At 72.8% G+C, this 26,655-nt stretch carries 29 protein-coding genes and 1 pseudogene; 11 read left to right on the forward strand and 19 right to left on the reverse strand.

The features are described from left to right. Positions 1-255 precede the first annotated feature (255 nt). Together KUM38_RS37015 and KUM38_RS37020 are read left to right on the forward strand one after the other, a co-directional pair. Complete coding sequence (locus KUM38_RS37015; RefSeq protein WP_217136348.1) at positions 256-735, forward strand: anthrone oxygenase family protein; 480 nt, start codon at positions 256-258, stop codon at positions 733-735. 133 nt (positions 736-868) lie between these two features. Continuing rightward, complete coding sequence (locus KUM38_RS37020) at positions 869-2,359, forward strand: glutamate synthase subunit beta (protein ID WP_217136350.1); 1,491 nt, start codon at positions 869-871, stop codon at positions 2,357-2,359. 291 nt (positions 2,360-2,650) lie between these two features. Here KUM38_RS37020 and KUM38_RS37025 read toward each other — a convergent pair whose 3' ends face one another. The 3 genes from KUM38_RS37025 to KUM38_RS37035 form a co-directional block, all read right to left on the reverse strand. Then, complete coding sequence (locus tag KUM38_RS37025; protein WP_217136352.1) at positions 2,651-3,454, reverse strand: SAM-dependent methyltransferase; 804 nt, start codon at positions 3,452-3,454, stop codon at positions 2,651-2,653. Positions 3,455-3,545: 91 nt separating this feature from the next. Beyond that, positions 3,546-3,839: a DUF397 domain-containing protein gene (locus tag KUM38_RS37030; RefSeq protein WP_217136354.1), complete on the reverse strand. Its 294-nt coding sequence runs from the start codon at positions 3,837-3,839 to the stop codon at positions 3,546-3,548. Further along, positions 3,840-4,700: a helix-turn-helix transcriptional regulator gene (locus tag KUM38_RS37035; protein ID WP_217136356.1), complete on the reverse strand. Its 861-nt coding sequence runs from the start codon at positions 4,698-4,700 to the stop codon at positions 3,840-3,842. A 243-nt stretch (positions 4,701-4,943) separates the two neighbouring features. Here KUM38_RS37035 and KUM38_RS37040 point away from each other — a divergent pair, with 243 nt between their 5' ends. Together KUM38_RS37040 and KUM38_RS37045 are read left to right on the forward strand one after the other, a co-directional pair. Further along, a complete protein-coding gene (locus tag KUM38_RS37040) occupies positions 4,944-5,651 on the forward strand; it encodes an ATP-binding protein (protein WP_308409140.1) in 708 nt (235 codons plus the stop codon). After that, on the forward strand, positions 5,648-6,100 hold the full coding sequence (locus tag KUM38_RS37045; RefSeq protein ID WP_217136360.1) for a hypothetical protein: 453 nt from the start codon (positions 5,648-5,650) through the stop codon (positions 6,098-6,100). Before KUM38_RS37040 ends, KUM38_RS37045 begins: the two co-directional genes overlap by 4 nt. 29 nt (positions 6,101-6,129) lie before the next feature. Here the strand turns inward: KUM38_RS37045 and KUM38_RS37050 are convergent, their stop codons facing one another. The 5 genes from KUM38_RS37050 to KUM38_RS37070 all read right to left on the reverse strand — a co-directional run bounded on the left by KUM38_RS37050 (position 6,130) and on the right by KUM38_RS37070 (position 11,434). Beyond that, on the reverse strand, positions 6,130-6,315 hold the full coding sequence (locus KUM38_RS37050) for a hypothetical protein (RefSeq protein WP_217136363.1): 186 nt from the start codon (positions 6,313-6,315) through the stop codon (positions 6,130-6,132). 199 nt (positions 6,316-6,514) lie between these two features. Further along, positions 6,515-7,879 (reverse strand): amidohydrolase, encoded by a 1,365-nt coding sequence (locus tag KUM38_RS37055; protein ID WP_217136364.1) that lies wholly within the window; start codon positions 7,877-7,879, stop codon positions 6,515-6,517. Positions 7,880-7,883: 4 nt separating this feature from the next. Then, positions 7,884-9,740 carry an FUSC family protein gene (locus tag KUM38_RS37060; RefSeq protein WP_217136367.1) on the reverse strand — a complete coding sequence of 619 codons (1,857 nt, stop codon included), beginning with the start codon at positions 9,738-9,740 and terminating at the stop codon, positions 7,884-7,886. A 153-nt stretch (positions 9,741-9,893) separates the two neighbouring features. Further along, positions 9,894-11,015 carry a hypothetical protein gene (locus KUM38_RS37065; RefSeq protein ID WP_217136378.1) on the reverse strand — a complete coding sequence of 374 codons (1,122 nt, stop codon included), beginning with the start codon at positions 11,013-11,015 and terminating at the stop codon, positions 9,894-9,896. After that, positions 11,012-11,434 (reverse strand): hypothetical protein, encoded by a 423-nt coding sequence (locus tag KUM38_RS37070; RefSeq protein ID WP_217136380.1) that lies wholly within the window; start codon positions 11,432-11,434, stop codon positions 11,012-11,014. The genes KUM38_RS37065 and KUM38_RS37070 overlap by 4 nt, the downstream gene beginning before the upstream one ends. Before the next feature lie 192 nt (positions 11,435-11,626). Here KUM38_RS37070 and KUM38_RS37075 point away from each other — a divergent pair, with 192 nt between their 5' ends. After that, on the forward strand, positions 11,627-12,583 hold the full coding sequence (locus KUM38_RS37075; protein WP_217136382.1) for an expansin EXLX1 family cellulose-binding protein: 957 nt from the start codon (positions 11,627-11,629) through the stop codon (positions 12,581-12,583). A gap of 51 nt (positions 12,584-12,634) precedes the next feature. Here the strand turns inward: KUM38_RS37075 and KUM38_RS37080 are convergent, their stop codons facing one another. Next, positions 12,635-13,384: a BTAD domain-containing putative transcriptional regulator gene (locus tag KUM38_RS37080; protein WP_217136838.1), complete on the reverse strand. Its 750-nt coding sequence runs from the start codon at positions 13,382-13,384 to the stop codon at positions 12,635-12,637. A gap of 272 nt (positions 13,385-13,656) precedes the next feature. Here KUM38_RS37080 and KUM38_RS37085 point away from each other — a divergent pair, with 272 nt between their 5' ends. Both KUM38_RS37085 and KUM38_RS37090 read left to right on the forward strand, forming a co-directional pair. Then, the gene (locus KUM38_RS37085; RefSeq protein ID WP_217136384.1) at positions 13,657-15,846 is read left to right on the forward strand and encodes an endonuclease; all 2,190 of its coding nucleotides are present in this window, start codon (positions 13,657-13,659) and stop codon (positions 15,844-15,846) included. 123 nt (positions 15,847-15,969) lie between these two features. Continuing rightward, positions 15,970-16,431, forward strand: a complete 462-nt coding sequence (locus KUM38_RS37090) for a GNAT family N-acetyltransferase (protein WP_217136386.1) — start codon at positions 15,970-15,972, stop codon at positions 16,429-16,431. A 129-nt stretch (positions 16,432-16,560) separates the two neighbouring features. On the opposite strand, the gene KUM38_RS37095 is transcribed toward KUM38_RS37090, so the two are convergent. Continuing rightward, on the reverse strand, positions 16,561-17,325 hold the full coding sequence (locus KUM38_RS37095) for a nucleotidyltransferase domain-containing protein (RefSeq protein ID WP_308409141.1): 765 nt from the start codon (positions 17,323-17,325) through the stop codon (positions 16,561-16,563). 147 nt (positions 17,326-17,472) lie between these two features. Between KUM38_RS37095 and KUM38_RS37100 the strand changes: the two genes are divergently transcribed. Next, positions 17,473-17,889 carry a RidA family protein gene (locus KUM38_RS37100; protein ID WP_217136389.1) on the forward strand — a complete coding sequence of 139 codons (417 nt, stop codon included), beginning with the start codon at positions 17,473-17,475 and terminating at the stop codon, positions 17,887-17,889. Positions 17,890-17,989: 100 nt separating this feature from the next. On the opposite strand, the gene KUM38_RS37105 is transcribed toward KUM38_RS37100, so the two are convergent. Further along, on the reverse strand, positions 17,990-18,202 hold the full coding sequence (locus KUM38_RS37105) for a DUF397 domain-containing protein (protein WP_217136390.1): 213 nt from the start codon (positions 18,200-18,202) through the stop codon (positions 17,990-17,992). Then, a pseudogene (locus tag KUM38_RS37110) lies at positions 18,199-19,039 on the reverse strand (helix-turn-helix domain-containing protein). Before KUM38_RS37110 ends, KUM38_RS37105 begins: the two are co-directional and overlap by 4 nt. Positions 19,040-19,228: 189 nt before the next feature. Here KUM38_RS37110 and KUM38_RS37115 point away from each other — a divergent pair. Then, entirely contained in the window at positions 19,229-19,750 is a 522-nt protein-coding gene (locus KUM38_RS37115; protein WP_374227126.1) for an ATP-binding protein, read from the forward strand. 84 nt (positions 19,751-19,834) lie between these two features. Here the strand turns inward: KUM38_RS37115 and KUM38_RS37120 are convergent, their stop codons facing one another. The 5 genes from KUM38_RS37120 to KUM38_RS37140 form a co-directional block, all read right to left on the reverse strand. Then, positions 19,835-20,368, reverse strand: a complete 534-nt coding sequence (locus KUM38_RS37120) for a TetR/AcrR family transcriptional regulator (protein ID WP_217136840.1) — start codon at positions 20,366-20,368, stop codon at positions 19,835-19,837. A gap of 22 nt (positions 20,369-20,390) precedes the next feature. Further along, positions 20,391-21,227, reverse strand: a complete 837-nt coding sequence (locus KUM38_RS37125; RefSeq protein WP_217136392.1) for an alpha/beta fold hydrolase — start codon at positions 21,225-21,227, stop codon at positions 20,391-20,393. 358 nt (positions 21,228-21,585) lie between these two features. Next, on the reverse strand, positions 21,586-22,419 hold the full coding sequence (locus KUM38_RS37130) for an MIP/aquaporin family protein (RefSeq protein ID WP_217136841.1): 834 nt from the start codon (positions 22,417-22,419) through the stop codon (positions 21,586-21,588). A gap of 173 nt (positions 22,420-22,592) precedes the next feature. After that, positions 22,593-23,564, reverse strand: coding sequence for a prolyl aminopeptidase (gene pip / locus KUM38_RS37135; protein WP_217136393.1), 972 nt, complete (start codon positions 23,562-23,564; stop codon positions 22,593-22,595). 36 nt (positions 23,565-23,600) lie between these two features. Beyond that, positions 23,601-24,317 carry a uracil-DNA glycosylase gene (locus KUM38_RS37140; protein ID WP_217136394.1) on the reverse strand — a complete coding sequence of 239 codons (717 nt, stop codon included), beginning with the start codon at positions 24,315-24,317 and terminating at the stop codon, positions 23,601-23,603. 74 nt (positions 24,318-24,391) lie between these two features. Between KUM38_RS37140 and KUM38_RS37145 the strand changes: the two genes are divergently transcribed. Continuing rightward, positions 24,392-25,045, forward strand: coding sequence for an RNA-binding S4 domain-containing protein (locus tag KUM38_RS37145; protein WP_217136396.1), 654 nt, complete (start codon positions 24,392-24,394; stop codon positions 25,043-25,045). 15 nt (positions 25,046-25,060) lie between these two features. Here KUM38_RS37145 and KUM38_RS37150 read toward each other — a convergent pair whose 3' ends face one another. Beyond that, positions 25,061-25,747: a bifunctional 2-polyprenyl-6-hydroxyphenol methylase/3-demethylubiquinol 3-O-methyltransferase UbiG gene (locus KUM38_RS37150; RefSeq protein ID WP_254398293.1), complete on the reverse strand. Its 687-nt coding sequence runs from the start codon at positions 25,745-25,747 to the stop codon at positions 25,061-25,063. Between the two features lie 147 nt (positions 25,748-25,894). Here KUM38_RS37150 and KUM38_RS37155 point away from each other — a divergent pair, with 147 nt between their 5' ends. Beyond that, positions 25,895-26,158 carry a DUF6343 family protein gene (locus tag KUM38_RS37155; RefSeq protein WP_217136842.1) on the forward strand — a complete coding sequence of 88 codons (264 nt, stop codon included), beginning with the start codon at positions 25,895-25,897 and terminating at the stop codon, positions 26,156-26,158. 9 nt (positions 26,159-26,167) lie between these two features. Here the strand turns inward: KUM38_RS37155 and KUM38_RS37160 are convergent, their stop codons facing one another. Continuing rightward, positions 26,168-26,548 (reverse strand): tetratricopeptide repeat protein, encoded by a 381-nt coding sequence (locus KUM38_RS37160; protein ID WP_217136400.1) that lies wholly within the window; start codon positions 26,546-26,548, stop codon positions 26,168-26,170. Positions 26,549-26,655 lie beyond the last annotated feature (107 nt).

Raw genomic sequence — 26,655 nt, forward strand, 5'->3', positions numbered from 1 at the left:
CCGTCCGGCCGCGCGGGTCCCCCGGCCGCGCGGGTCTCCCGGCCGGACCAGGGGCGCCCGGCGGACCGGGTGGCGCCCGGCTGTACGGGTCCGATGCCCGGCGGACCGGGTGGCGCCCGGGGCGCGTCCGACGCCCCTGGACGTTCGCGCATGCGCCCGCGCTCCTGGGCCATGGCCGGAGTGCCGAGGGGCGCGTTCACTGATGGTGACGGTGGTGGCCGGGAAGGAGCCCGGCCGGGAAACGGGGGTGACGACGTGATCGACGGGCCGTACTTCGTGCTGACGGTGCTGGGGGTGCTCGGGACCGGGCTGACGGCCGGGGTCTTCTGTGCCTTCTCGACGTTCGTGATGAGAGGGCTCGCGGCGCTGCCGCCGGCGCAGGGGGTGGCCGCGATGCAGGCGGTCAACGTGGCGGCGGTGCGTCCGGCCTTCATGCTGCTGTTCCTCGGTACGGCGATGCTGTGCGCGGTGGTCACGGTGGTGACGTTCGTACTGTGGCCGGACGAGGGGACGGTCGAGCTGCTGGTGGGCGGTGTCCTGTACCTGGCGGGGTCGTTCGGGCTGACCGTGGTCGCGAACATACCGCGCAACGAGGCGCTGGCCCGGCTCGAACCGGGCGGCCCGGAGGCGGTCGCGTACTGGCCGGTCTACGTGCGCGAGTGGACGATGTGGAACCACGTCCGCGCGCTCGCCTCGGCCGGGGCGGCGGTGGCGTACCTCCTGGCCCTCGTCTGAGGGACTCGGCCGGCCGGCTCCCGGAAAGCGCTGTCCCGGCGCTCTGCGGAGGCGGGTGAGCGGACGTATCGTGGCCAAGGAGTGCCGCCCGACGACGCACGGCCTGTCACCCGCGCACGCAAGGAACACGGCCATGGCCGATCCCAAGGGTTTCCTGACCACGCCCCGCGAGGAGTGGCCGCGCCGGCCCGTCGAGGAACGGGTCCGCGACTGGAACGAGGTGTACGTCCCGGGAGCGCTGCTGCCCATCGTCAGTGCGCAGGCCGACCGTTGCATGGACTGCGGTGTGCCGTTCTGCCACCAGGCCTGCCCGCTCGGCAATCTCATCCCCGAGTGGAACGACCTGGTCTCGCGGGAGGACTGGCGGGCGGCGGCGGAGCGGTTGCACGCCACCAACAACTTCCCGGAGTTCACCGGCCGGTTGTGTCCGGCACCCTGCGAGGCGGGCTGTGTGCTCGCCATCAACCAGCCGGCGGTCACCATCAAGAACGTCGAGTGTGCCATCGCCGACCGGGCCTGGGAGGAGGGTTTCGCGCCACCGGCGCCACCGGAGCGGCTCTCCGGCCGGACGGTCGCGGTCATCGGCTCGGGCCCGGCCGGGCTGGCCGCGGCCCAGCAGCTGACCCGTGCGGGGCACACGGTCGCCGTGTACGAGCGGAGCGACCGGATCGGCGGGCTGATGCGGTACGGCATACCCGAGTTCAAGATGGAGAAGCGGCATCTGGAGCGGCGGGTGGAGCAGATGCGGGCCGAGGGGACGAAGTTCCGTACGTCCGCGGCGGTCGGGCGCGATGTGGACGCGACGGAGCTGCGGGCACGGTATGACGCGGTGGTGATCGCGACGGGGGCGACGGCGTGGCGGGAGCTCGCCGTGCCGGGGCGCGAACTGGCGGGGATCCACCAGGCGATGGAGTACCTGCCGCTCGCGAACCGGGTGTGCGAGGGGGATCTGGAGTCGTCGCCGCTGTCGGCCGCGGGCCGGCATGTCGTCATCGTCGGTGGCGGTGACACGGGGGCGGACTGTCTGGGTACGGCGGTGCGGGAGGGGGCCGCGTCGGTCACCCAGCTCGACATCTATGCCCGGCCGGGCTCCGAGCGCGACGAGGACGCCGAGCCGTGGCCGACGTATCCGAGGCTGTACCGGCTGTCCGCGGCGCACGAGGAGGCCGGTGAGTTGCGGACGGCGCCGGCGGCGGACGCGGACGCGCGGCTGTTCGCGGCGTCCACGCTGCGCTTCACCGGTGACGGGGGCGGGCGGGTGTGTGCGCTGCACCTGGTCGAGGTGGACGCCGGACGCCGGACCGTGCCGGGCACGGAACGGGTGCTGCCGGCGGATCTCGTTCTGCTCGCGCTCGGGTTCTCCGGGCCGGACCGGGGGGACGGGCTCGTCGACCGGCTGGGAGTGGAGCTGTCACCTCGTGGCACGGTCGCGCGGGATGCGGGCTTCGCCACGAATGTGCCGGGTGTCTTCGCTGCCGGGGATGCCGCTCGCGGCCAGTCCTTGATCGTGTGGGCCATCGCCGAGGGGCGGGCGGTCGCGGCGGCGGTCGACCGCTATCTGACGGATGCGCCCAGTCGTCTGCCGGCACCGATCGCTCCGGACGATCGTCCGATGAGGGTGTGATCCCGCGGTGCCCGGTGGTGGTGCGGGCCGGCGCTTGCGGGGTGCGCCGTGTTGGTGGGGGCCGGGGGTGGGGTTGCGCGGCCCGGCGCTTGCCGGGGTGCCTCCCCCAGAGGGGGTGCCCCCAGCGCCCACCCGTGCCGCCCCAGCGGCACGACTGCCCGCGGGAACGGCGGCATGCGGCGGCCCGCGGGAGCGGCGGACGCGACGGCGGCCCGCCGTGGGGTACAGCGGGCCGCCGTTGATGGAGTGGTACCGGAACGAAGAACCCGCGGTCCCACCACTCCAGCCGGGTTACAGCTTGCGGGCCACCGCGCCGTAGCCCGGGATGACGCCGTCGTCCTGGCCCGGGATCGGGTCGCCCAGCTCCGGATGCCACTGGTGGGGGACCTGGACGCCGGGGTCGATCAGGTCCAGGCCGTCGAAGAAGCGGGTGAACTCCTCGCGGGAGCGGAGCGCCAGGGTGACGCCCGCCGCCTTGAGCTTGTCCGTGGCCGCCTTCGACTCCTCCGGAGTGAAGTCGGGCGTCGCGTGGGTGACGACCAGGTAGCTGCCCGAGGGCAGCGCGCCCAGCAGTCGCCCGACCAGCTCGTGCGCCCCGTCCTCGTCGGAGACGAAGTGCAGCAGCGCGATGAGCGACAGCGCGATCGGCTCGTCGAAGTCGAGGATCTTCCGCGCGCCCTCCAGGATGGTCTCCGGTTCGCGCACATCGGCCTGGAGGTACTCGGTCACCCCCTCGTCCGTGCCGCGCAGCAGGGCCGCCGCGTGGGCGAGCACGATGGGGTCGTTGTCGCAGTACACGACGCGGGCGTCGGGCGCGACCTCCTGCGCCACCTGGTGCAGGTTGGGCTCGGTCGGGATGCCGGTGCCGACGTCGAGGAACTGCCGTACCCCCTGCCCGGCCAGCCAGCGCGTGGCCCGCTGCATGAACGCGCGGTTCACCCGCGCCATCACCGGCACCCGGGGGTCGAGGGCCAGCATCTGCTTGCCCATGGCCTCGTCGACCGGGTAGTTGTCCTTGCCTCCGAGGTACCAGTCGTACATCCGCGCGGGGTGCGGCCTGCTCGTGTCGATCTCCACGGGGTGCTGCCCGGTCATGAGGGACTCCATAAGTCTCTGCAACTGTTAGTGATCAAGTCGGTGCCACGTTCAGAAAGGGAAAACAAAAAGGTGGAGCGGGCAACAGGGCTCAGGACAACAGGAAATCCGCCTCTCCCGCCTTCGCTCCCTCGATGAAGGCCGTCATCTCGGCGGAGGTGTAGATGAGCGCCGGCCCGTCCGGGTCGGTGGACTGGCGTACGGCGATCCGGCCGTCCTCGAGCTTCATCGCCTCCAGGCAGTTCCCTCCGTTGCCGCCGCTCCACGGCTTGTGCCAGCCCTCGCTGCCCAGTTCCCGCGCGGGCATGCCGTTGTAGATCCTTCGGGTGCGCGCCCGCGGGCGGGGCGGGGACTTCAGGGACTTCAGGGGCTTCATGAGTTCCATTCACAGCTCCTTGCGGAGATCCCGGAGGATCTCCTTCGTGCGATGTGCCGTAGCGGCCTGCGCCGCCATGCGGTCCATGACCTCGAGGTGGGTCGCCACCTCTTCGCGCGCGTCCAGGTAGACGGCGCCGGTCAGGTACTCGCTGTAGACCATGTCCGGCAGTTCGGGCATGGCGAATCGGAACAGCACGAACGGCCCGTACGTGCCGGGATGGGGCCCGCCGGCGAACGTCGCGATCTGCAGCGTCACATTGGACAGCTTCGTGGCCTCGAGCAACTTGTCGATCTGCGCACGCATCACCTCCGGGCCGCCGACCGGGCGGCGGAGCGCGGTCTCGTCCATCACGACCCACATCCGGGGCGCGTCCTCGCGGGTGAGCAGTTCCTGCCGTTGCATGCGCAGGTCGACGTGGCGCTCCATGTCCTCGGGCCGGGTCTGCCCGACGGCCCCGGAGCGCAGCACACCGCGCGCGTAGTCCTCGGTCTGGAGCAGCCCGGGGACGAAATGGGGTTCGTAGCTGCGGATGAGGGAGGCCGCGCCCTCCAGGCTGACGTACATCGAGAACCAGCCGGGCAGGATGTCGTGGAAGCGCTGCCACCAACCGGGCCGGTTGGCGTCCTCCGCCAGCTGCACGAAGGCCTCGGCCTCCTCGTCGGAGACGCCGTACGCCTTCAGCAGGAGCTGGAGGTACGGGATCTTGAGCGCGACCTCGGCCATCTCCATGCGGCGGACGGTGGCGGGCGCGACACGGAGGACGCGGGCCGCTTCCTCACGCTTGAGCCCCGCGCGTTCCCGCAGGTCCAGCAGGCGCCGGCCGAGGACGACCTGCCCCACCGTCGGCGCGGACCGGGGTTCGCTCACACTCCACCTCCCTCGAACGTGACTCGAACAAAAGCTGACAGCCCGGCGGCGCCACTCGAAGATCCACCCGAAGACCCGTTTCGCCCGAACTCACATCCGGACAAATCTTCGGCGATCCCAACTGGCGCCGCCCGAGGTGCTGTTGCGAGCAGTGTGCCACGCCCGTCCAGACCGTCACACCGCACTCTGCATTTTTCAGAGTGACACTTGCCAAGTGTTCACGGCGGGGCGATAGTGGCAAGCGTGATTCCGTCCGCGCCCTTAGGAACAGACGCCGCCGCAGGGTCCATCGGCCTCGGCGCCGCCTCGGCAGCCGACCCCTCGGGGTCCGCCGCCGAGCGCCGGTTCCGTTTCGAACTGGCCGCTCATCCGGGTTCCCCGGCTCAGGCCAGACGCCTGACGAGGGCACGGCTGACCGGCTGGTCGGTGTGCGAGGACACCTGCGACACAGCGGCTCTCGTCGTCTCCGAACTGGTCACCAACGCCATCGTGCACACGGCGAGCAGCCATGTGGTCTGCGAGCTGCACGACGGTGGCGAGCTGGTGCGCATAGCCGTGCGCGACGAAGGGTGCGCGCCGGGCCAGCCGCGGGCGAACACCCGGCAGCGGCCGGAGGACGAGCACGGGAGGGGACTGCTCCTCGTCGACGCCCTGTGTCACTCGTGGGGCGCGCACGAGAACGGCCCCGGACTGCTGGTCTGGGCCGACCTCCCCCGCACGGCGGACACCGGTGACACCGGACACGGTCCCGCGGAGCCCACCGGTGACCTGGGCTGGGGCGCCCGTCCGAAGCCGGGCCCGCCCGGCACCCCGGACGACGACACCGGCAACGAACCGGACCAGTCCCACGGCCCGGCGGAGAACCGGACCCACGGCCCGGCGGGGAAGCGGACCCACAACCCGTCGCTCCCCCCGCACCAGCGCACCCCCCACCCCCGGGGCCGGGCGTGACGGGCATACCCGGCACCCGCGTGCTGAGCCTGGACTCGCTGGTGCGGATCCAGCGCGGACGGCACACTCCCGCCGCCCCCCGGCGGCTCCCCGTCCCCGACGGCATGACCGCGCCCATGGGCTGCGACGCCGTGGCGGTACCGGCACGCCTCGGCCCGCTGGTGATGCCCCGGTTGCCCCGCGTGGGCTGCGTGTACGCCGATGACGCGCACTGGTGGTGGCTGGTCCCGTCCGATTCCGACTACGCCCTGGAGTGGCCGGCCCCCGCCCACTACGCCACCGGCGCGGTCCTCCCCGGCCCCTCGGACGCCCTCGGCGCCCCGGACCTCCCCGGTCTGATCCACCGCCCCGACGGCACGCTCCCCTACACGCCGCCGATACCGCTCTATCTCGCCCTGTGCCGCCTGACGGGCACGACCCCCACCTGGTCACGCCCCGTCACCGCGTAGCCGTACGCCCCCGGACACCCCCGGCCCCGCTACGCCGCGACGTCACCGCCCCCGCCGTCCCCCCGGACGATCACCAGGAACATGTCGGTCGCGAGGTCCATGACAACCTCGGCGGGCAGACCCTCCAGGCGGCGCGCGTGGGCGAACTCCTCCGCCGGCCATGAGCCACGCGGTCCACCTGCGGGAAAGCGTTCGATCACCGTTCGCCCGTTCACCCTGCCACCTCCATGCTGCGTTGTACTCGTATGAGTTAAACGCCAACCATGGGGTGAGCGCCTCGCCCGGTGACGGTACTGAGACGTAGTTGACACCCGTTCACCGCCAAGTGTGACCGGACTCTCGGCCGATCGCACCAAACGGCTACTTTCCGTGCCGGTCGCCGTACCGGTCGTGTCAGGTGTCGTACCTGCCGTGTCAGGTGTCGTACTCCTGGATCCGCCGCCCGTGACTCCGGTCGACCAGTGCGGGCAGTCGCTCCCCCAGTTCCCGCACCACCTCGGGCACGTCGATCGTGAGCAGTTCCCGGTCCCGCATGAGGATCCGGCCGTCCACGACCGTCGTGCGGACGTCGGCGGCGCGGGCGCTGTGCACCAGGGTCGCGGCGAGGTCGTGCACGGGCTGGGTGTGCGGGCCGGTGAGGTCGACGAGGACGAGGTCGGCGCGGCGGCCCGGCGCGATGCTCCCGACGCTCTCGCCGAGGCCGACCGCGCGGGCGCTCTGCAGGGTGGCGTGGTGGAGGGCCTGCCGGGAGGTCAGCCACCGGGGGTCGCCCTCGGTGGACTTCTGGATCAGGGAGGTGAGCGCCATCGACTCCCACACGTCGAGCGAGTTGTTGGAGGCGGCGCCGTCGGTGGCGAGTCCGACCGGAACGCCGATGTCGCGCAGGGCGCGTACGGGTGTGGTGCGGGGCCAGGCGAACTTGAGGTAGCCGCGGGGCGCGGTGGCCACGGCCGTACGGCCGTCCGCGCGCTCCAGCAGCGGCAGGTCGCTGTCGACGATGCCGGTGCCGTGGGCGATGAGCACGTCGGTGTCGAGGACGCCGGTGCGGTGCAGGACCTCGATGGGGGTGACGCCGTGCCGGGCGAGGCTGGCCTCGGTCTGGTCGCGGTTCTCGGCGGCGTGCAGATGCACGGGCAGTCCGTGCTCGTGCGCCAGCCGCGCGGTGGCGGCGAGGTCGGTGTCGTCGACGGTGTAGGGGGCGTGCGGGGCGAGGGCGGTGGTGATGCGGCCGTCGGCGGCCCCTCGATGCCGCAGCGCGAACGCCAGCGACCGCTCCCGCCCCTCGGCCCCCTGGGAGGAGAAGTACGTCTCCCCCAGCAGCGCCCGCATCCCGCACCCGGCGACCACGGCGGCGACCGCGTCCATGGCGAAGTAGTGGTCGGCGAAACAGGTGACGCCACCGCGGATCATCTCGGCGCAGGCGAGCAGCGCGCCCAGTTCGACGTCCCGCCCGGTGAGGTTGGACTCGACCGGCCAGATGACGTCGTTGAACCACTCCTCGGTCGGCAGGTCCTCGGCGAGGCCGCGCAGGACGGCCATCGGGGCGTGGGTGTGGCAGTTGATCAGTCCGGGCAGGGCGACCTGCCCCCGCGCGTCGATCCGCTCGCGGGCCGCCCGCCCCTCGGCCGCCCCGGCACTCGTCACCTCCTCCACGATCCCGTCACGTACGACGACGGCCGCGTCCTGCGTGAATCCGATCCGTTCCCGGTCGTCGTGCGTGAGGACGGTGCATCCGGTGATGACGAGGTCGGCCGGGCTCTCCGTGGCAGCAGGCGTCATCCCGTCACCGTACGGCGCGGTCGTGGCCCGGCGTGAGCCGAACCGCGACATCCCCTCGGCTCCCCAGGCGGTCCGCGAGCTCGGTCAGCCGCCGGACGTGCCGGGGGTCGAGGCGGCCGGTGTCGTCGAGGTGGACGGCGCCGGCGGTGACGGTGTCGACGAGCAGTTCGAGGGTGGCGGCGGTCTCGTCGGTGCCGTCGGCGTGCCGGGCGAGCGGGGGGAGTTCGGCGGAGGCGAGGGCGATGGCTGCGCGGGCCTCGGCGAGGGTGCGGTAGGCCTCGCGGCGCAGCGCCCAGCGGCCGGCGCGGTCGTCGGACTCGCCGAGCACGTGGTCGAGGTACGCCTGGGCGGCGCCGGCCGCTTCGGTGAGCCGGGCGCGGATGGCGTCGCCGCGTTGTCCCGGCGTCGGGAGGTGTCCTACGAGGAGTACGACGGCGCAGGCCAGCAGGGTCTCGGCGATGCGGCCGAGGGAGGCCTGGGGTTCGCCGCCTGCCATCACCAGGGCGAGGACGAGCACGGTGACGACGGCGGTCTGCGCGGCGAAGTGCCGGGCGGCGACGGGGATCAGCGCGCCGCTGACCGCGACCAGCGCGACGAGTCCCTCCGGGCGGGGCAGCACGGCCGCGAACCCGGCGAACAGGAGCGCCCCGAGGAGGGTTCCGGCGGCCCGGGACAGGACGCGGGAGGCGAGCGGTCCGAGGTCGGGTTTGACGAGGAAGACGGCGGTGGCGGGCAGCCAGTACCAGTGTTCGTGCGGCCCGTACCAGCGGGCGTGGTGGAGGGCCTGGGCGAGGGCGGCGCTCACCCCGAAACAGAGGGCGACCCGCAGCCCGTACTCCCGGCCCCGGGCGCCGAGGACGGTCCGCACCCCGGCGGTCCGGGAGCGCCTGCGGCTGTGCAGGTCGCCGCCGTCGCCTCGGTCGAAGGCCTCGACGGCGCGCAGCAGGGCGTCGTCGAGGGCGCGCAGGGCGGGGACGGTGCGGGAGGGGGCGGGCAGCGGGCCGGTGGGAGTGCTGCCCCGTACGGCGGCGGCGAGGCGGCGGGGTCCTTCGGACGCGCGGGACGGTACGGGCTCCCCGGCCCAGGCCAGCGCGGTGGCGGCCTCGGCGAGCGGGAGGGCGGCGGCGTACTGGGCGTGCAGCCGGCGTTCGGCGGCGGAGGAGGCGTACCGCCGCAGCCGGGGTCCGGCGAGCGCGTCCTGCGCGTGGTCGAGCGCGGCGGTGAGCGCGGCCCGCCGCGCGGTGGCGGTGTCCGTCCCGGTGGCGTCGAGCAGGTCGGCGACGGCGGCGTACACCCCGGCGACGGCGTTCCGCTCCCCGTCGAACCGGAAGCCGCCGGCGAGCGAGCCGGGCGTGGGCAGCGCGAGCCGCAGCAGGAGCAGCCACCCCGCGCCGGCGAGGAAGGCGAGCGCCCGCTGCCAGCCCGGTTCGGGCAGCGGCATCCCCGCGCCGACGGCGGCGCCGACCAGCAGTTGCGTACCGACGGAGGACCCGACGGGCCCCAGCGCGCTGACCGCGCCGGCGACGAGACCGAGCCCGGTCAGCAGCAGGGTCAGCAGGACGGCGGAGACGTGGTCCCCGGCGTACGTCCCCACGACCAGCCCGGTCGCCCCCGCGAGCGCGGGCCCGCCGATGCGTCCGACGGAGGCGCGACGACTGCCCGGCCGGTCGTTGATCCCGGCGAACATGGCGCCGATGGCGGCGACGACCCCGAGTGTGGGCCGCCCTGCGAGGACGGCGGCGAGCAGCAGCGGCCCGCCGCCCAGCGCGCCGCGCACGACGGCGCTCCACGGAACCGGTCCGCGCTGGGCGCGCAGGGCGTGGGCCAGCCACGGGGGTACGGCACGGGCGGGGCGGGTCACGGGGCTCCAGTCGTCGCATCGGAAACGGGTCGAGCTCACGGGCGACGGCGACCGGGCGGGAGGAAACGTGCCTTCCACGGTAATCGGTGGGGTGGAAGGGGAACGAACGGTCACGTTTCCGTGATGTGACGATGCGGGCGGAACCGGACGCGCCTACCCCAGGCCCATGAAGGACGCGAGGCCCCGTCCCCACGCTCCGGCGGGACCCGGCCAGTCGAGAGGCGTGAAGAACCCGGCCACGAACAGGGCCACGGACGCCACGACGCTGAGCAGAAAGGCGAAGACGCCGGCATTGGTCTCGGAGTCCCGGTCCAGCCAGCCCAAGGTCACGATCGCCGCCAACACCAGTGCGAGAAGGCATCCCACCACACCCACGAGTGCCGTGAAGAAGGTGAACGGCACCACTTCCCAGAGGCTCGCGTCCGACGCATAGGCGGCCCGGTTGACCGTGACGGCGAGCATGGGAATCCACGGCGGGAGCGCACAGAGCGCCCACCCCCCGGCGATCAGGAGCCGCCGGGGCGGACCAGGTACGGGCGTTCGCTTCGAAGTCCCGCCCGGCGCGCGGCCGACGGGGACACCACCGTCGCCGTTCGGGGCGACCAGCCGAGCGGGAGTCGGCTGCTCGGCCGTCCCGGACCGCTGTGTCCACTGTCCCTCGATGACCTGCGGGGTGTCCCGCTCGCCGCCCTGGCCGTTGATCTCCTCACTGAGCTGTCGCAGTTCCTCGCGCACGGCGCCCAGTTCGCTTTCGGCCCGCTCCAGGAGATCGGAGAACTCTTCCGTGTCCTGCCGGTCCGACGCCAGGCCGACGGGTTCGTGGCGGGGGGCGGTGTCCCGGTCCCGTTCGGCTTCCCGTCGCTGACGTGCCAGCTCCTGTTGCGTCCGGGCCAGCAGCGCCTCGGCCCTGGCCCGTTCCTCCTCAGCCTGCCGCATCATCCGCTGGGCCTGCATGACGCGCAGTTCGGCGTCCCTCAGCTTCCCGGCGAACTCGGTGTGCGCCTCGGCGCGCCCCTCGGCCTTGGCCCTCTTGGCCTGTTCCTCCAGCTCCTGGCATCGTGCCATCCACTCCCCGACGGCGTGGGCAAGCGCCTGGACCACTTTGTCGGCCCTCGTACGCGCCTCTCGAACGTCTTCGCCCTGGGCCTCGACGATGTGGATGTTGGTCACGTACTGATTGCCGCCGGACTGGATCACCTGTGCGTTGTCCGAGGCGCGGCCGTACGTCCGGGCGGGTCTCAGCGCGTCGCCCTCCCAGTTCCCCGGCTCACTCATCGCTCGGTGATGTACTGGTCCCGCGCCGCCTGGTAGACGCGACCGTTGCCCTCCGCCCGCGCCTCCATGTGCACGTCGCCGCGGATCTCCTGGCCACCGGCCGTCCGCTGCCGCCACCCTTCCACCAGGTCCCGCAGCTCGTCGGCGGCTTCCGGGTGCTCACCGAGCAGCGCGGCGAACCGCCCGACCCACTGGCCCTCCAGCCGCCTGGCGGGGTCGGGCCCGTCCCCCTCACCCGCGTCGAGCGCGGCGGTCCGGGACGCTTCCAGCTCCCGCTCGACTTCCTCGGCGGCCCCCGGCCGGAAGCGGCGCCAGACGGTCACCACCCCGTCCCGCGTCTGCTGCCACCCCTCGGCGACGAGCAGTCCCACCAGGGACGTGCCCGCGGTACCGGCCAGTGTGAGCAGATAGGGATCCATCACAGCCCCCCGAACTTCCGCAACGATGCCCCCACCGTAACCCAATCCTCGCTGTGCGTGACGTCGTTGACGCCCGCGACCGCGGCCTGCGCGGTAACCGGCCGCATCTGAAAGCCCGGCAACCTTTCCGGCGGCTGTGACGACCACCGGGTCGGAAGCGTGTGTTCTCCCGTACCGCGTAAGGACTCATCCGTGGCATCCCCCTCCCACCGTCGCCCGCGCGGCAAGCGGCGCGGCCTCCTGGTTCCGGCCGTCGCCGTGGCCGCCGTCGGGCTCCTCGTATCGCTGGCCGTCGCCCTCACTCCCGACGACGGGCCCGACACCGCGCGGGCCACGGCCACGTCCGCCCCCACCGATGCCGGTACGCGACCGAGCGTCCCGCCCACGGCGACCGGGCGGGCACCGAAGGCGAAGCCGTCCACCGTGTCCCCGACCCCCGAGCCCTCCGCGACGACGCCGTCGGCCCGGCCGTCGCGCGGCAGCACCCCCACGACCGCGACCGCCCCGCGCCCGGCCTCCGGCGGGGCACCACTGGCGGGGCGGATCAGGCCCGGGACCACCTACAGCGGAGTGGCCACCCACTACGACGCCGGGGACGGCGACGGCGCCTGCCTGTACGGTCCGAGCCCCGACCTCATGATCGCGGCCATGAACACCGCGGACTACGAGACGTCCAGGGCGTGCGGGGCGTACGTCCTGGTCCGCGCGGCCGGCGGCGCCTCCGTGACGGTCCGGATCACCAACGAGTGCCCCGCGCCCTGCGCCCCCGGGCAGCTCGACCTGAGCAGGGAGGCCTTCGCGAAGCTCGCCGGACTCTCCGCCGGGAAGATCCCGGTCACGTGGAGCCTGCTCAGCCCCGGCACGTCCGACACCGTCTCGATCCGCTACAAGACCGGCTCCAGCAGCCACTGGTGCGGCATCCAGGCGATCGGCCACCGCAACCCGCTCGCCCGGCTGGAGGTCGGCACCGGTTCCGGGTGGCAGCGGCTGACCCGTACCGAGTACAACTACTTCCTCTCCCCCGACGGCACCGGGTGCGGCGGCGCCCTGAGGCTCACCGACGTCTACGGGGAGCAGCTGCCCGTCGACGGCATCGCCGTACGCCCGGACGCCGTACAGCCGACCCGCGTCCAGTTCGCACGGCACTGACACGGTGCCCTTGACCCGGGGGCGGTGCCGCCGCCGCTCACCGGCTGACGCTCAGCCGGTCCACCCGGTCCACCCGGTCCACCCGGTCCGCTCCGGCAGCCGCCCGGGGAGCAGCCGGGCGAACTGCGGTGAGGGCGCGACGCCCAGTTCCTCGTTCAGCATCCGGCAGAACGCGTGGTAGTGGCGCACGGCCTCGCTGACGTTGCCCTCCGCCAAGTGCGCCGACACGACGGCCCGGTGGGCGCTCTCCCGTAAGGGCTCCGCGCGTACGCTCGCCCACGCGGCCTCCATCGCCAGAGCGGGTCTGCCCTGCCGGGTCAGGGTCCCGGCCAGCGCGTCGAGCGCGTGCAGCCGCAGTTGCCGCAGGTGTTCGCGCTCCACCAGGACCCAGTCCTCGTCCCAGCCGGGCAGCAGGTCCTCGCCGGTGAGGGCTTCCAGTGGCGGCGGGGCGTGGAGCGGTGGACCGTGGTCCTGCACGACGCCGAGCGCCGTCCGTGTGAGGGTGTGGACGTCCACGCGCAGGGCCGGGGTGACCAGCAGTGTGTCCCCGTGGCATCCGATCAGGGAAGGCTCCCCGCGCGGCAGCTTCCACAGGGTGGTGCGCAGACTGCCCCGGGCGTGCTCCTCGGTGGCCTCGGGCCACAGCGTGCCGGCGAGGACCGTGCGGGACACCCGTCCCCGCAGCCCCATGAAGGCCAGGAGCCGCTGGCCGTTGCGGCACAGTTCGACGGTCTCGGTACCCAGTTCCAGCCGGAACTGGCCGAGCAACCGCAGCTGGAGAGGCGGGGGAACCGGCCTCATCGCCTCGCTCACCGTGTCCCGCGCGAGCGTCTCCGGGGGCTGTCCGGTCTCGCCACCGGCGCATCGCTGCTCGTGGTCTGCCTGGTCCTGGTGCGGCTCCGGGGCGCCGCGTCCTCCGAGGAGGAGATGTCGTCACCAGTTTCGGCCCCCCGCCCGTGCCGTGCAACCGGATCGATGACGCCGCGCTGACGGCGGTTCCGTAGCTTCGGACACGGCTCGGAAGAGTCCTGTCCCCCGATCGCCGACACCATCAACAGGCCAGGAGGCGGATCATGGCCACGGCGGAACTCGCTTCCCAACGAGAGTCGGACTATCTGTCGCAACTGACGATGGCCGCGACACGCTATGAGAACCGGACCGAACGACGGGAACGGAACCGGGCGGTCCTCGAGACACGTGGACCGCTGTACGCGGACACCCCCGAGCGGGTCGAGAAGCGGCTGGCACGTCTCGGCACCGACTGGGCCATGGCCCGGGCGATCGAGCGGACGCCGACGGAACCCGCCAGCAGCGCGGGAAGCACCCTGCGGTTGCCGCCGGAGACCGTCACCAGCGAGGTGCTGGGGCTGGAACGCCTCATCGGGCGCAACAACCTCACCCCCATCGCGTTCCTGGAGGAGGGCGTACAGGTCTCCCGCTCGGTCGGCCGGATCACCATCAGCGGACCGGGCGGCGGGCACGGCACCGGCTTCATGGTGTCCCCCTCCCTGCTGCTCACCAACAACCACGTGCTGCCCGGCGCGCAGGAGGCCAACCGCAGCAAGGTCGCGTTCGCGTTCCAGGACGGCGTCGACGGCGGCCCCCTCGTACCGGCCGTCTTCCAGCTGGAGCCGCTCCGGTTCTTCGTCACCGACCGGGCGCTGGACTTCAGCCTCGTCGCGGTGGCCCCGCGCGGCGCGCAGGGCGAGGCGCTGTCGTCGTTCGGCCGGCTGGCCCTCAGCGAGGCGCAGGGAAAGGTCGTCATCGGGGAGTACGTCAACATCATCCAGCACCCCAGGGGCGAACCCAAGCAGATCGCGCTGCGCGAGAACCAGGTCGTCGACCTGCTGGACCGGTTCCTGCACTACGAGTCCGACACCCGTGAGGGTTCCTCGGGATCCGCGGTCTTCAACGACCAGTGGGAGGTCGTCGCGCTGCACCACTCGGCCGTTCCGAAGACGGACGCCGAGGGCCGGCCCCTGAGCGTCGACGGCACGGTGTGGCGGCCGGAGATGGGCGAGCAGCGACTGGCGTGGCGGGCCAACGAAGGGGTGCGCATCAGCCGCGTGCTGGAGGCTCTGCGCGCGATGCCCCTGACCGGTGAGGCGGCCCGGCTGCGGGACGAGGTGTTCACCACCGGGCTCGCCCCGTCCCCCGGGGAGAGCGCGCCGCCGGTGCCTTCCCCCCTCGGCACGTCCGCCCTGCCGGGGACCGACGGCGCACAGGCGCAGGCGGCCGACGGCGCCGCCCAGTTCACCATCCCCCTGCGGATCACCCTCGGCCTCGGTCTCGGCACGCCCTTGTCCTCGCCGGTCACCCTCGTCGCCTCGCCGGTCACGCCGACGCCGACGGCCGCGCCCCAGCCGCCCCGGGCCGGGCGGCCGGACATCGTGTCGGCGGTCGAGAAGGACGTCGACGCGGCCCTGACCAGCCACCGGCTCGCGCAGAAGGGCCCCTACTACGACCGGACCGCCGACATCGCCGCACGCGACGCGTACTACGCGGACGTCGACACCGGAAGCGGCGGCGGCGCGCTGCGCCGCGCGCTGACCGGGCTGCTGACCGACACCCACGAGCCCCGGCCCCGGTACAAGCCGATGAGCATGGTCTATCCGTGGGTCGACCTGCACAAGGACGGCCGGCTGCGCAGCATCTACTCGGGCAAGGACTTCTCCGCCGAAGAGCTCATACGGGCCGACGCGGCCGTGGCGGAGGCCCGGCTGGCCCGCGTGCAGGAACTCCTGTTGCGGGAGAGCACGGCGGGACCGGCCGAGTTCGAGGCGGAGTTCGACGCCCTGGAGGCGTCCATGCCGTTCAACTGCGAGCACGTGGTGCCGCAGTCGTGGTTCACCAGGAAGGAGCCGATGCGGGGCGACCTGCACCACCTGTTCGCGTGCGAGGTCGGCTGCAACAGCTTCCGCGGCAACTTCCCGTACTTCGACTTCCCCGACTTCGACGAAGCGGTCCGGGAGGACTGCGGGATGCGCGAGGACGTGGGGTTCGAGCCCGAGGAGGGCAGGGGCGCGGTCGCCCGTGCCACGCTGTACTTCCTGCTCCGCTATCCGGGCCAGGTCGGCGACGCGGCGCGCGAGTTCCCCGCGGAACGGCTGCCCGTCCTGCTGAAGTGGCACGAGGGTGAGGCGGTCAGCGAGTACGAACTGCACCGCAACGCGGCCATCGCGGCGATCCAGGGCAACCGGAATCCGCTGATAGACCATCCCGAGTGGGCTCGCGCGATCGACTTCACCGGCGTCTGGCCCTGAACTCCCCGCCGACCCGCGTCGTTCGGCTCGCTCGGCCGGTCCGGCGGAAATACGGGTGCGCCGGAGCGGCGGGACCCGCATGATCGGTGGGTTGCCCGCAGCCCATGGATCGGAGTCCGCGTGATGACCGGTGACCGAGCGGTGCGTGTGCGGCGGGCCCTGCCCGCCGACGCCGGTACCGCGGCCGACGTCTGGCTGCGCTCCTTCGCCGCCGCCCTGCCGGACGTGGTCCGGCCCCGGTCCGACGACGAGGTGCACGGCTACTTCCGTCACGTCCTCGTGCCCCTGCGCGAGACGTGGGTGGCGGAGGCGGCGGGCGGGGAGGTCGTCGGCGTGATGGTGCTGGACGGCGAGGAACTGGCACAGCTCTACCTCGCCCCCGAGTGGCGTGGGCGCGGGATCGGTGACCGTTTCGTCGCGCTGGCCAAGGAGCGCAGCCCCGAAGGGCTCTCCCTGTGGACCTTCCAGGTCAACGCGCCCGCGCACCGCTTCTACGAGCGGCACGGTTTCACACCCGTGGAGTGGACGGACGGGTCCGGGAACGAGGAGCGGGAGCCGGACGTCCGGTACGTGTGGCGGCCGTAGGCACCGTCCGGTTCAGGTGGTCCCGGCCCGGTCCGGGGTGCGTTCCACGGCTCTCTTCCGGTCCTGGTGGCCGGCCCGGCGCTTCTCCCCGGTCCATGACGGGTTCCGGCGTTTCGACGGCCGCGGGAGTCAACGCGGTACCGCTTCGAGCAGCGCCTCGGTGTCGGTGACGGCTGTGACGAGTGATTCCGGCGTGGCTCGCATTCCGGCGATGATGTCGTCCACGCCCTGGAGGCCCGCGCGGTGGAGCAGCCCCTTCTCGTTGGTGACCCACTCCCCGCGTGCCGCCATCACCGCGTGCGCGGTGCAGGTCGCGGCCACGGCGATGGCGCCCGCGACCTGGGTGAGGGCGCCCTTGGGGGCATGGCCTGCCTTCGCGTAGGCCAGGGTGGCGGTGGCCACGCCGGACCAGCGGGGCGGGGCGCTGTCGCGGAGCGCCGGCGGGTAAGTGTCCGGGCGGGGCACTTCTCCCCGGAGCACCCGGTTGACGGCGAGTTCGGCGACGATCAGGTAGGTCGGGATGCCGACCAGGTGGAACATCAGCGGTTCGACGCGGAAGCGGCCTGCTTCCGCCTCCGCCAGTTCGTGCTCGACGCTGTCCAGGTCGCGGTAGTGGACGTCGACCCGGCGCCCGTCGACGGTCAGCCAGGCACCGCCGTTGAAGACGCCGCCCCAGTCGCCGATGCCGCAGACCTCGCCCTCCCAGCCGACCGCGCGCAGGTCGTCCGGGTCGAAGGAACCCCGGTAGTAGAGCGCCATGTCCCAGTCGCTCCCGGGCCGTTCGGTGCCCTGGGCGCGCGAGCCGCCGAGGGCGACGGCCCGGACACCGGGGAGGTCGGCAAGGCGGTCGGCCGTACGGTCGAGGAAGGCTTGGTCCGGGAGGGCGGACGGCACGAGGGCTCCTGGTGATCGGCGGTGTGCGGGAGGCATCGGGCAGGGTACGGGGACGTGGTCGAGGGGGCGAGCGAAATACGGGTGCGGTGGCCCGGTGTGTCATGCAGGATCGGGGGTTGTCCGCCCTCCCCGTAGATCGGAGTCCGCGTGATCCGACGCGTCACCGTCCCCGCTCTCTTCCCGCCGCCCACCTACTCCCACGCCTCCGTCGTCGAGGCGGGCACGAGGCTGGCGTTTCTCGCCGGGGCGGTCCCGTTGGACGCCGACGGAAAGCTGGTCGGCGAGAGGGATCCGGTGCGGCAGGCCCGGCAGGTGATCCTCAATCTGGAGGAGCAGTTGCGGGCGGTGGGATCCGGCTTGGGCCACGTCGTCACGACGGATGTGTACGTCGTGAGCAGTGAGCCCGCGGTGCTGTCCGCCGTGTGGGACGTGGTCGAGGCGTCCGGGCTGAGCGCGGGGCCCCACTCGTCGACCCTGCTCGGTGTGGCCTGCCTCGGGTACACCGGGCAGCTCGTGGAGATCACGGCCACGGCGGTCGTGCCGGACGCCGGCGCGGGCTCCTGAGGGGCGTGGCCGGGCGCTGGTCACCGCTGCGCCCCTCGTAGGCACGCCAGTGCCCCGTGACCCGGATCAGCGGTCACGGGGCACTGCGGTGCTCTGCGCTCTACGCGGTGTGTCGAGCGGCGAACCCGATGAACTCCGCCCACGCCTCCGGCGCGAGGCTGACCACGGGGCCAGCCTCGTGCTTCGAGTCGCGCACGTACAGGGCGCCGCTACCCGTAGCCACCTCGACGCACTGGCCGCCATCGCCAGCGCTGTAACTGCTCTTGAACCACGCCAAGTCATCGGCGTGAGGCCTGGCCTTGTCCCCGTTCATCTCTCTCCCAGCAACTTTTCGATCAACGCGAGCGAGTCTGTCGGAGTGAGGGCCTGCGCGCGAAGGATCCCGTACGTGCGCTCAAGACCTCGTACCTTCTGACGCTCCGTGTGGACACGGCTGTCGCCTTGGACCTCCGTGTAGGCGATCCTCCGCTCATCCCTGGTCTCCATCAAGGTGAACGGACCGGCCAGTCCCGCATGTTCCTGACGAGAGAGTGGCATCACCTGAATCACCACGTTGCGCTTCTCCGCGATCAGCATGAGGTGCTCCAGCTGCCCCCGCCAGGCCGCCTTGCCGCCGATCGGGCGGAGCAGGACACTCTCCTCGATCACGAAGCCGAGGTGCGGCGCGGGGCGCTTGGTGAAGATCTCCTGCCGTGCCAGTCGCGCGGCAACGCGCTCCTCGATGATCGCCTCGTCCAAGAGCGGCTGCCACATGGCGAACACCGCTCGCGCGTACTCCTCCGTCTGAAGCAGCCCGTTGACCAGGTGGGTGTCGTACAGGTGGATTTCAACCGCCTCGCCCTCCAACCTGGCCGCATCCCGGAAGAACGCCGGATACTGAGCCCTCGCCACCTCCTCCTTCCCCGCCTTCAACAACCCACCCACGTCGAGCAGTTCATCCGCGCTGTCGATGAACTTGGGCGGCGGGATCCGCCTTCCCTGCTCGAAGCTGGCGATCGTCGACGCGGAGTACCCCACCCTGCTCCCCAGCGTCGCCCGGTCCAGCCCCGCCCGCTCCCTGCACAGCTTCAACTGCCGCCCGAAGACGTGCAAGGATGCCCGCGCTCGCCTCCTGCTCCTGCCCGTCCACCTGCTGCCGCTGTTCCTCCACGCCCGGCACCTCCCGTACGTACTCACCGCCGAACACCCCGCACAGACATCGCGTACGCAACCAACCCGCCCCGCGAAGCCCTCGTCACGGTCCACCCCGGGTACAAGGCCCACGACATCGGCGTACAGCCACCGCCGGTCGGCGCGTCCCACCTGTTCAACGCTACGCACGGTTCGCCACCGTTGCCCCATGAAGTCGGCAGCTCCCCCGCAAAGACGTACGCCCCGACCGACCCGCACGTTCGCGATGCGGTTCACCTCGACCCCGCGCGGTGCCCGCCTCGCCCGCCGACTGGTCTCGCACCGCCTGGACGCGTGGGGCCACCCCTACGCCTCACCGGCGAACGAGACGCTCACGCTGATCGCCGCCGAACTCACCGCGAACGCGGTCCGGCACGGACACGTACCCGGCCGCGACTTCCACCTGAGCCTCACCGAGAGCGAGGACGGCACGCTGCGCATCGAGGTGTCGGACACCCGCGCGGAGCGACGACCGGTCGCCGGAACACCGTCCCCGGACGACGAGTCGGGCCGGGGCCTGCTCCTGGTCGACGCGCTCGCCGACGACTGGGGCGTACTGCCCCGCCCCACGGGCCCCGGCAAGACCGTATGGGCGGAGTCGGCACCACCACCGGAACCGCCCGCGCCCGCCTCGCCCCCGCGCCGGACGCGAGAGCCCGCCTTCACGCTCCGGCCGGACCAGGCCGGTTGAGGAACGTGAAGTCGTGGCCGCCTTGGCCGATGCAGGCGGCGACCGCCGCTCCCGGCGGACGGACGGCCGGCGGCAGGGGCGCTTTCACACGGCGCGCAGACCCCGGTCGGTGAAGGCGATCAGCCATGCGAAGCTCTCGTCGATGTCGGTGCTCCACTTGAAGCCGCCCGCCGCTTCCAGCGTGGCGAAGCCGTGGCAGAGGCTGCGGAACACGCGCAGGGCGTGGTTCACGTCGCACTCCTCGATCTCGTAGCCGCGCAGAACGGCCCGGAACACGTCCAACAGCCGTCGGCCGGCGAGGGCCATCGGATCGTCGGGGCCGATGGGTTCCATGCCGGTCGTCGCGGCGTAGCGGCCCGGGTGGGCGACCACGAAGGTGCGGAAGGCGCGCAGCGCGGCGGCCAGGGCGTCGCGGCCCGCCAGGCCCTGGACGGCGGTTCCGACGGCGTCGGCGGCCTGGGCCGTGGCCAGCGCCGCGATGCGCCGCACGAGGTCCTCCTGGCCGCCCACGTGCTTGTACAGGGAGGGGGTGCGCACGCCGAGGCGCTCGGCCAGCAGCCCCATCGTGAGGTGGGCCAGGCCCACTTCGTCGGCGAGGTCGGCACCGGCCGCGACCACGGTCGCGGGGTCGAGGCCGGCCCTAGGCACGGGCCGCGTCCGTTCGGAGGAAGGAGAGCGTCAGCGAAACCACCTGGTCAGGGTACTGGTCGTGCGGGTAGTGACCGGCGCCCTCGATCATTTCGAGGCGGCCGAGGCCGGCGGGCAGCTCCTCGATGATCGCCGAGCCCTCGGCGTGCGGGTCGGCCCAGTCGGGGTCGTCCGTGCCCATCACGACCAGGACCGGGCAGCGCACGCCCGCGAGCTGCGCGCCGGCGTCGGCCGGGGTGGTGCGGCCCATGCTCCGCAGGGCCTTCATCCGGCCCGGCTCGCGCAGCACCGCCTCGACGCGGTCGAGCCGCTCGGCGAAGTCGGCCGGCTTCACGCCCGGGTAGGCCACGTCCAGGTAGGAGCGCCACAGCGGCACGCTGCCCAGCACGGCCACGCCGAGCAGCCGCGTCATGCCCTGCCGCAGGCGCTTGCTGCGCAGGTCGCCCAGGCCGACGGACTGCTTGCGGGTGAAGGGGGCCAGCTCGATCACCGCGGTGACCAGCGAGGGCTCCCGCGCCGCGGCGATCGTGGCGGCGCCGCCGGAGATCGAGTGGCCGACGAGCACGGCCGGACCGCCCAGGTGGCGGATCACGGCGAGCAGGTCGCCGGCGATGGCGGTGCGGCTCCAGTCCGGCCAGTCGGTGCTGGACTCGCCGCAGCCGCGCAGGTCGACCGCGGCGACCCGGTAGCCCGCCGCCACCAGCTGGGGGACCACGGCGCGGTAGGCGGCGCGGTGGTCCCCCATGCCGTGCGCGAGCACGACCAGCGGGCCGGACCCCGTCACCTCGTAAGCGATCGTGCCACCGTCGACAGCGAGGTACTCGGTCATGGCATCTCCCGGGGTTGGTCGACCCGACACTTGGCTAAGCGCGTTAGCTAAAAGCTAGTGTCGTTAGCCAATGCTGTCAACAGCGGAGGAACGCCCTCTCCCTCGGCTCGAGGAGAATCCCCCTGCCCGGTGAGCCCGAGGAAGTGGACGTGGGTGAGGGCCACCGGGCAGCCCGTTCCCACGGGAGGGATGAATCGGCGGATCCCCATGGACTGCGTGGCTTCCGGGCCGCGTCCGGACGACGGGAGACCCTGAGCGGATCACCACCGGGACCGGGTCCGGCAAGACCGAGTCGTTCCTGGTGCCGCTGCTCGCGTCGGAGGTCTCGTGACGAGCGGTGACCGGGCGGTGGGTGCGCCTAGGGTTCTTCGGTGGCCGGGCCTTTTTCGGCCTCCCCCGCCCTCGCCCTGAGCACCGGGCCGATGAGCAGGTCGTACACGAGGGTCCCGAGGACCGCGCCGATGAGCGGGCCGACGATCGGGATCCACCAGTAGCCGCTGAACCATCCGAACGACCCGGGCAGCGCGATCGCCCCCCAGCCTTCGAAGAAGGTGAACAGCCGGGGCCCGAAATCGCGCGCCGGGTTGATCGCGTATCCGGCGTTGGTGCCGAAGGCCATGCCGATGACGACGACCACCAGACCGATGAGGAACGGATGGAGGTTCGCCGCCGGAGCCGTGTTGCGGGTGTCGATGAGCGCGCAGATCAGCAGGAGCAGGATTCCCGTTCCGACGATCTGGTCGAGCAGGGGGCCCCACCAGGAATTCCCGAAGTATTCGGCGGGGAACGTGGCGAAGATGGAATAGGTGCCCAGCGATTCCTCCCGGGTGATTCCCTCCTTGGCGTTGGCCGCGTCGATCGCCCACCGGTAGCAGGCGTAGACGAGCGCGGCGGCGACGAAGGCGCCCAGGACCTGCGCGAGCCAGTAGGGCAGGACCTTCCGCCAGGGGAGGTCCCGCCGGACGGCGAAGGCCAGGGTCACCGCGGGATTGAGGTGGGCGCCGCTGACACCGCCGGCCACATGGACGCCGAACATGACGGCGAACCCCCACGACCACGCGATGATGAGCCAGTTGGCGGGCCCGAAGTCCACCGCCTGCCGGCCCGAACCGGGCAGTCCCACGACGGCCACGGCCACGGATCCGATACCCAGCAGAAGCAGGACGAACGTGCCCAGGAATTCGGCGAGCATGTCGCCGAGGACGCCTTCTCGATAGCCCCGTCGTTTCACGGTGCGTTCGGCCACCGGGCCTCCTCGGCTGGAATTCCGCGTCTCCCCTCCCTTGCCGGAAGCGTATGTCCGGAGTGCGGATCATGCCTGTGGGGAGCCGGATTTCCCTCCCATGGAGCAAAGGGGGACGGTGTTCACCCGCCGCGGCGCGCGTACCGGTCCGTCGCCGCCACCAGTACGTCGTCGCCGACGTCGCCCGCGTCGTGGCCGGCCTCGTCCACGATCGTCAACTCGCTGTCCGGCCAGGCGTGGTGGAGGCGCCAGACGATGCCGAGGAGGTTGCCGAAGTCGAGGCTGCCCTGGACGAGGGTGCCGGGGATGCCCTTGAGGAGGTGGGCGTCGCGCAGGACGACTTCCTGGTCGTCGTCCCCGCCGTCGCCGAGGAAGTGGTCGTTGCCCCAGTAGTGGGTGACGGTACGGGCGAAGCCCATGCGGAACACCGGATCCTGGAAGCGTGCGACCGAACCCGGGGGCGCGGGGATCATCGCCGTCTCCCAGTCGGTCCAGGCCTGCGCGGCCCGTTCCCGGACCTGCGGGTCGGGCGACTCCAGCAGCCTGTTGTAGGCGGCGGCCAGGTTCCCGTCGCGCTCGTCGGCGGGCAGTGCGGCGAGGAAGCGTTCGTGGGCCTCGGGGAAGACGGTGCCCAACCCGCGGGTGAGGAGGCCGACTTCGGCGTTGGAGCCGGTCGCCACGCCGGTCAGCACCAGTTCGGAGACCACACCGGGGTGCGTCTGCGCGTACCGCAGGCCGAGCACCGATCCCCACGACACGCCCCACACCAGCCACCGCTCGATGCCGAGGTGCGTGCGCAGGCGCTCCAGGTCCGCCATGAGGTGGGCGGTCGTGTTGACGCTCATGTCGGTGGCGTGGTCGCTCGCGGGCGGTGTCGAACGGCCGGCGCCGCGCTGGTCGAGCAGCACGATGCGGTAGGCGGCGGGGTCGAAGTAGCGCCGGAGGTTCGGGCCGGCGCTGGAGCCCGGTCCGCCGTGCAGCACCACCGCGGGTTTGCCCCGCGGGTTGCCGCTGGTCTCCCAGTGGACGCGGTTGCCGTCACCGACGTCGAGCATGCCGTGGTCGTACGGTTCGATTTCCGGATACCTGGCCATCGGGACAACGTAACGCCGGAGACGGGGCGGCTCATCTCATTTCCGCGCGGGCAGTCCCGCCGCCCCGGCCGCCGTGCGCAGCACGTCGCGGAGCATCTCGGGGGTGAGCCGGCCGGTGAAGGTGTTGCGCTGGCTGACGTGGAAGCAGCCGAAGAGGTGGAGGCCGGGCCCGTCGGGGGCGTCCAGGGTGACGTGGGCGCCGTGCGCGAAGGCGGGCCGGGGCCGGGGCACGGTCCAGCCGGCCTCGGCGAACGCGGGCAGCGCGGCCTGCCAGCCGAAGGCCCCCAGCACGAGCGCGGCCCGTACCGTCGGCCGCAGCAGGCGCAGCTCCTGCACCAGCCAGGGCCGGCAGGCGTCCCGCTCCTCGGGGGTGGGCTTGTTGGCGGGCGGGGCACAGTGCACGGGCGAGGTGACGCGCACGCCGTACAGCTCCAGACCGTCCCCGGCGTGGGTGGAGCCCGGCTGCGAGGCGAGCCCCACGTCGTACAGCGCCTGGTACAGCACGTCCCCGGAACGGTCCCCGGTGAACATCCGGCCGGTGCGGTTGCCGCCGTGGGCGGCGGGTGCCAGGCCGACGATCAGCAGTCGGGCGTCCGACGGCCCGAATCCGGGCACCGGCCTCCCCCAGTACGTCCAGTCAGCGAACGCGGCCCGCTTGGTACGGGCGACCTCCTCACGCCAGTCGACCAGCCGGGGGCAGGCACGGCAGTCGGCGATGCGCTGGTCGAGCCGGTCGAGGCCACGGGCGTCCATGGCTCCACCGTAGGTGTTCGGGGCGGGCGAAAACCCCGCACCGCCGGCCGGGCCCGGGAGTTAAGGTCGGGACCATGGCTTCTGAGAGTGCCGAGGACCCCAAGGTCGCCGCCGCCGTGGCCGCCGCCGAGGCGGCCGGTCCGGGCAGTGGTGAGTCCGTGCGGATCGACAGCTGGATCTGGTCGGTGCGGCTGGTCAAGACGCGGTCGCTCGGCGCCGCCGCCTGCAAGGGCGGGCACGTCCGGGTGAACGGTGAGCGTGTGAAGCCCTCGCACTCCCTCCGCGTCGGTGACGAGGTGCGGTTGCGGGCCGAGACCCGGGAGCGGATCGTCGTCGTCAAGCGGCTGATCCGCAAGCGGGTCGGCGCCCCCGTGGCCGTCCAGTGCTACATCGACAACTCCCCGCCGCCCCCGCCCCGCGAGGCCGTCGCCCCGGCCGGCATCCGCGACCGCGGCACGGGCCGCCCGACCAAGCGCGACCGCCGGGAGATGGAGCGGCTGCGGGGGCTGGGCGGGCCCGGCCCGTTCGGCGGGTACGCGGGGCCCGGCGGACCGGGAGGACCGGGCGGACCGGGCGGCGGCGGTGACCCGGGGGTCGCGTCCGGCGGGCGTGGCGGGGCCGCCGGACACGGGACGGGCGGTGGGCGTGGCGGGGCCGCCGGACGCGGGGCGGGCGGTGGTGGGCGCAAGACCCGTGGCAGGGGGGCCGGTGGTGCGGCCCGGCCGTGACCGCGGGCCGCGCGCTCAGGCGCCGGACATCGGCACCGCCCTCACCCACACCCTGTCCTCCGTCAGGTACCGGTCCACCTTCAGGCCCGCCTCGGCCAGCGCCTCCTCGAACTGCTCCCTCGTCAGGGGGCGGGCGCGGAACGTCTGGGTCCAGGTCGCGTCCGGGAACACGTACTCCGCGTGCACCGAGTCCACGCCGTCGCCGACCGGCTCCGCCGACACGATCCGCACGGTGAAGCCGGCCGGGTCCACCCGCTCGCGCGGCACATCGGTGTGGTAGTCCTCGCCCTCCCGCTGGATCAGGACGCACCCGCCCTCCGCCAGATGCCGCGCGCAGGTGCGCAGCATGCCCCGCCGCACCTCGACGTCCCCCGCGTGCACCAGGAACGACGCGAGCAGCACCACGTCGAACGTCTCGCCGAGGTCGAGCCGCTCTATGGGGCCGCATATCGTCCGCGCCCCGCGCACCCGCTCCAGCATCTCGGCGGACTCGTCCACCGCCGTGACCTCGAAGCCGCGCTCCAGCAGCGCGTGGGTCATCCGTCCCACCCCGCTGCCCAGCTCCAGGATCCGCGCCCGCGCCGGCACCGCGGCGGCGATGACGTCCGGCTCGTCCCCGACGGGCAGCCGCGCGTACAGCTCCACCGCACAGCCGTCCGGGGTGATCGCCCCGGGACCCGTCCCCTCGTAGCCCTCACGCATTTTCGATTCCATGCCCGTCAAACGGTCCGCGTCCGCACACCCGTTCCCTCTCCCCCGCCGGTTCACCCGACCGAGTGACGCGTGGTCCTGGAGGCGGTTCCGGGAACCCGGGACCGGGGGACCGGCGCGGACGGGGTGGTGATCGCGATGCGTACGGGCAGTGAGCCGACGACCGCGCGCAGTGCTCTGCGGATGCGGTTCTGGCTGAGTGTGTGGGGCGTGGTCTGGACGGTGTCCGGGACGGTGGCGTTCGCGCTCGCGGGGCATCCGGGCTGGGCCCTCGTCTGCGGGCTGCTGTGGCTGGTCGTCACGGTCGACCTGGTCGTCGTCCTGCGGCACATCCGCCAGGGCCCGCACTACCAGCCGGGGCGCGACGTGCCCCCGTACCAGCCGCCGAGGAGCCGCCCGTAGCGCGGGCCGTCACGCGTCGAAGCGGGCCGCCTCCAGGTACTCCGGGTTCGGGTCCAGCGCGGCCGCCAGCCGGAAGTGGCGCTTGGCCGGGTGCGGGCGGCCCTGCCGCTGGTAGGTGCGGGCGAGCGCGAAGTGGGCGAAGGCGTTGTCCGGCTCGCGCTCCAGGACCAAGGAGAACTCCAGCTCGGCGGGGCGCAGCTGGGCCGCCGCGAAGAAGGCGCGGGCGCGCAGCAACCGCGCCGCGGTGTTCTCCGGATGGACGTCTATGACACCGTCGAGCAGCTTCACCGCGCCCCTCGGGTCACGGGAGGCGAGCAGGTGCTCGGCGGCACGGAAGTCGATGACATGCGTTTCCGGCGTACGTCCGGTCGAACCGCTGGTCTCGGGCACGGCGGGATCCTTCCCTCACTGAACGGGTCCAACGCCCCGTCCGGCACCCGCTATTCCGGGTCGGGGGGTCCGCGCCCGGAATCGCTATTCCGAGTGGGCGGCCCGCG

Source organism: Streptomyces sp. AC558_RSS880 (genome assembly GCF_019049255.1).
In the GTDB taxonomy this organism is placed as follows: domain Bacteria; phylum Actinomycetota; class Actinomycetes; order Streptomycetales; family Streptomycetaceae; genus Streptomyces.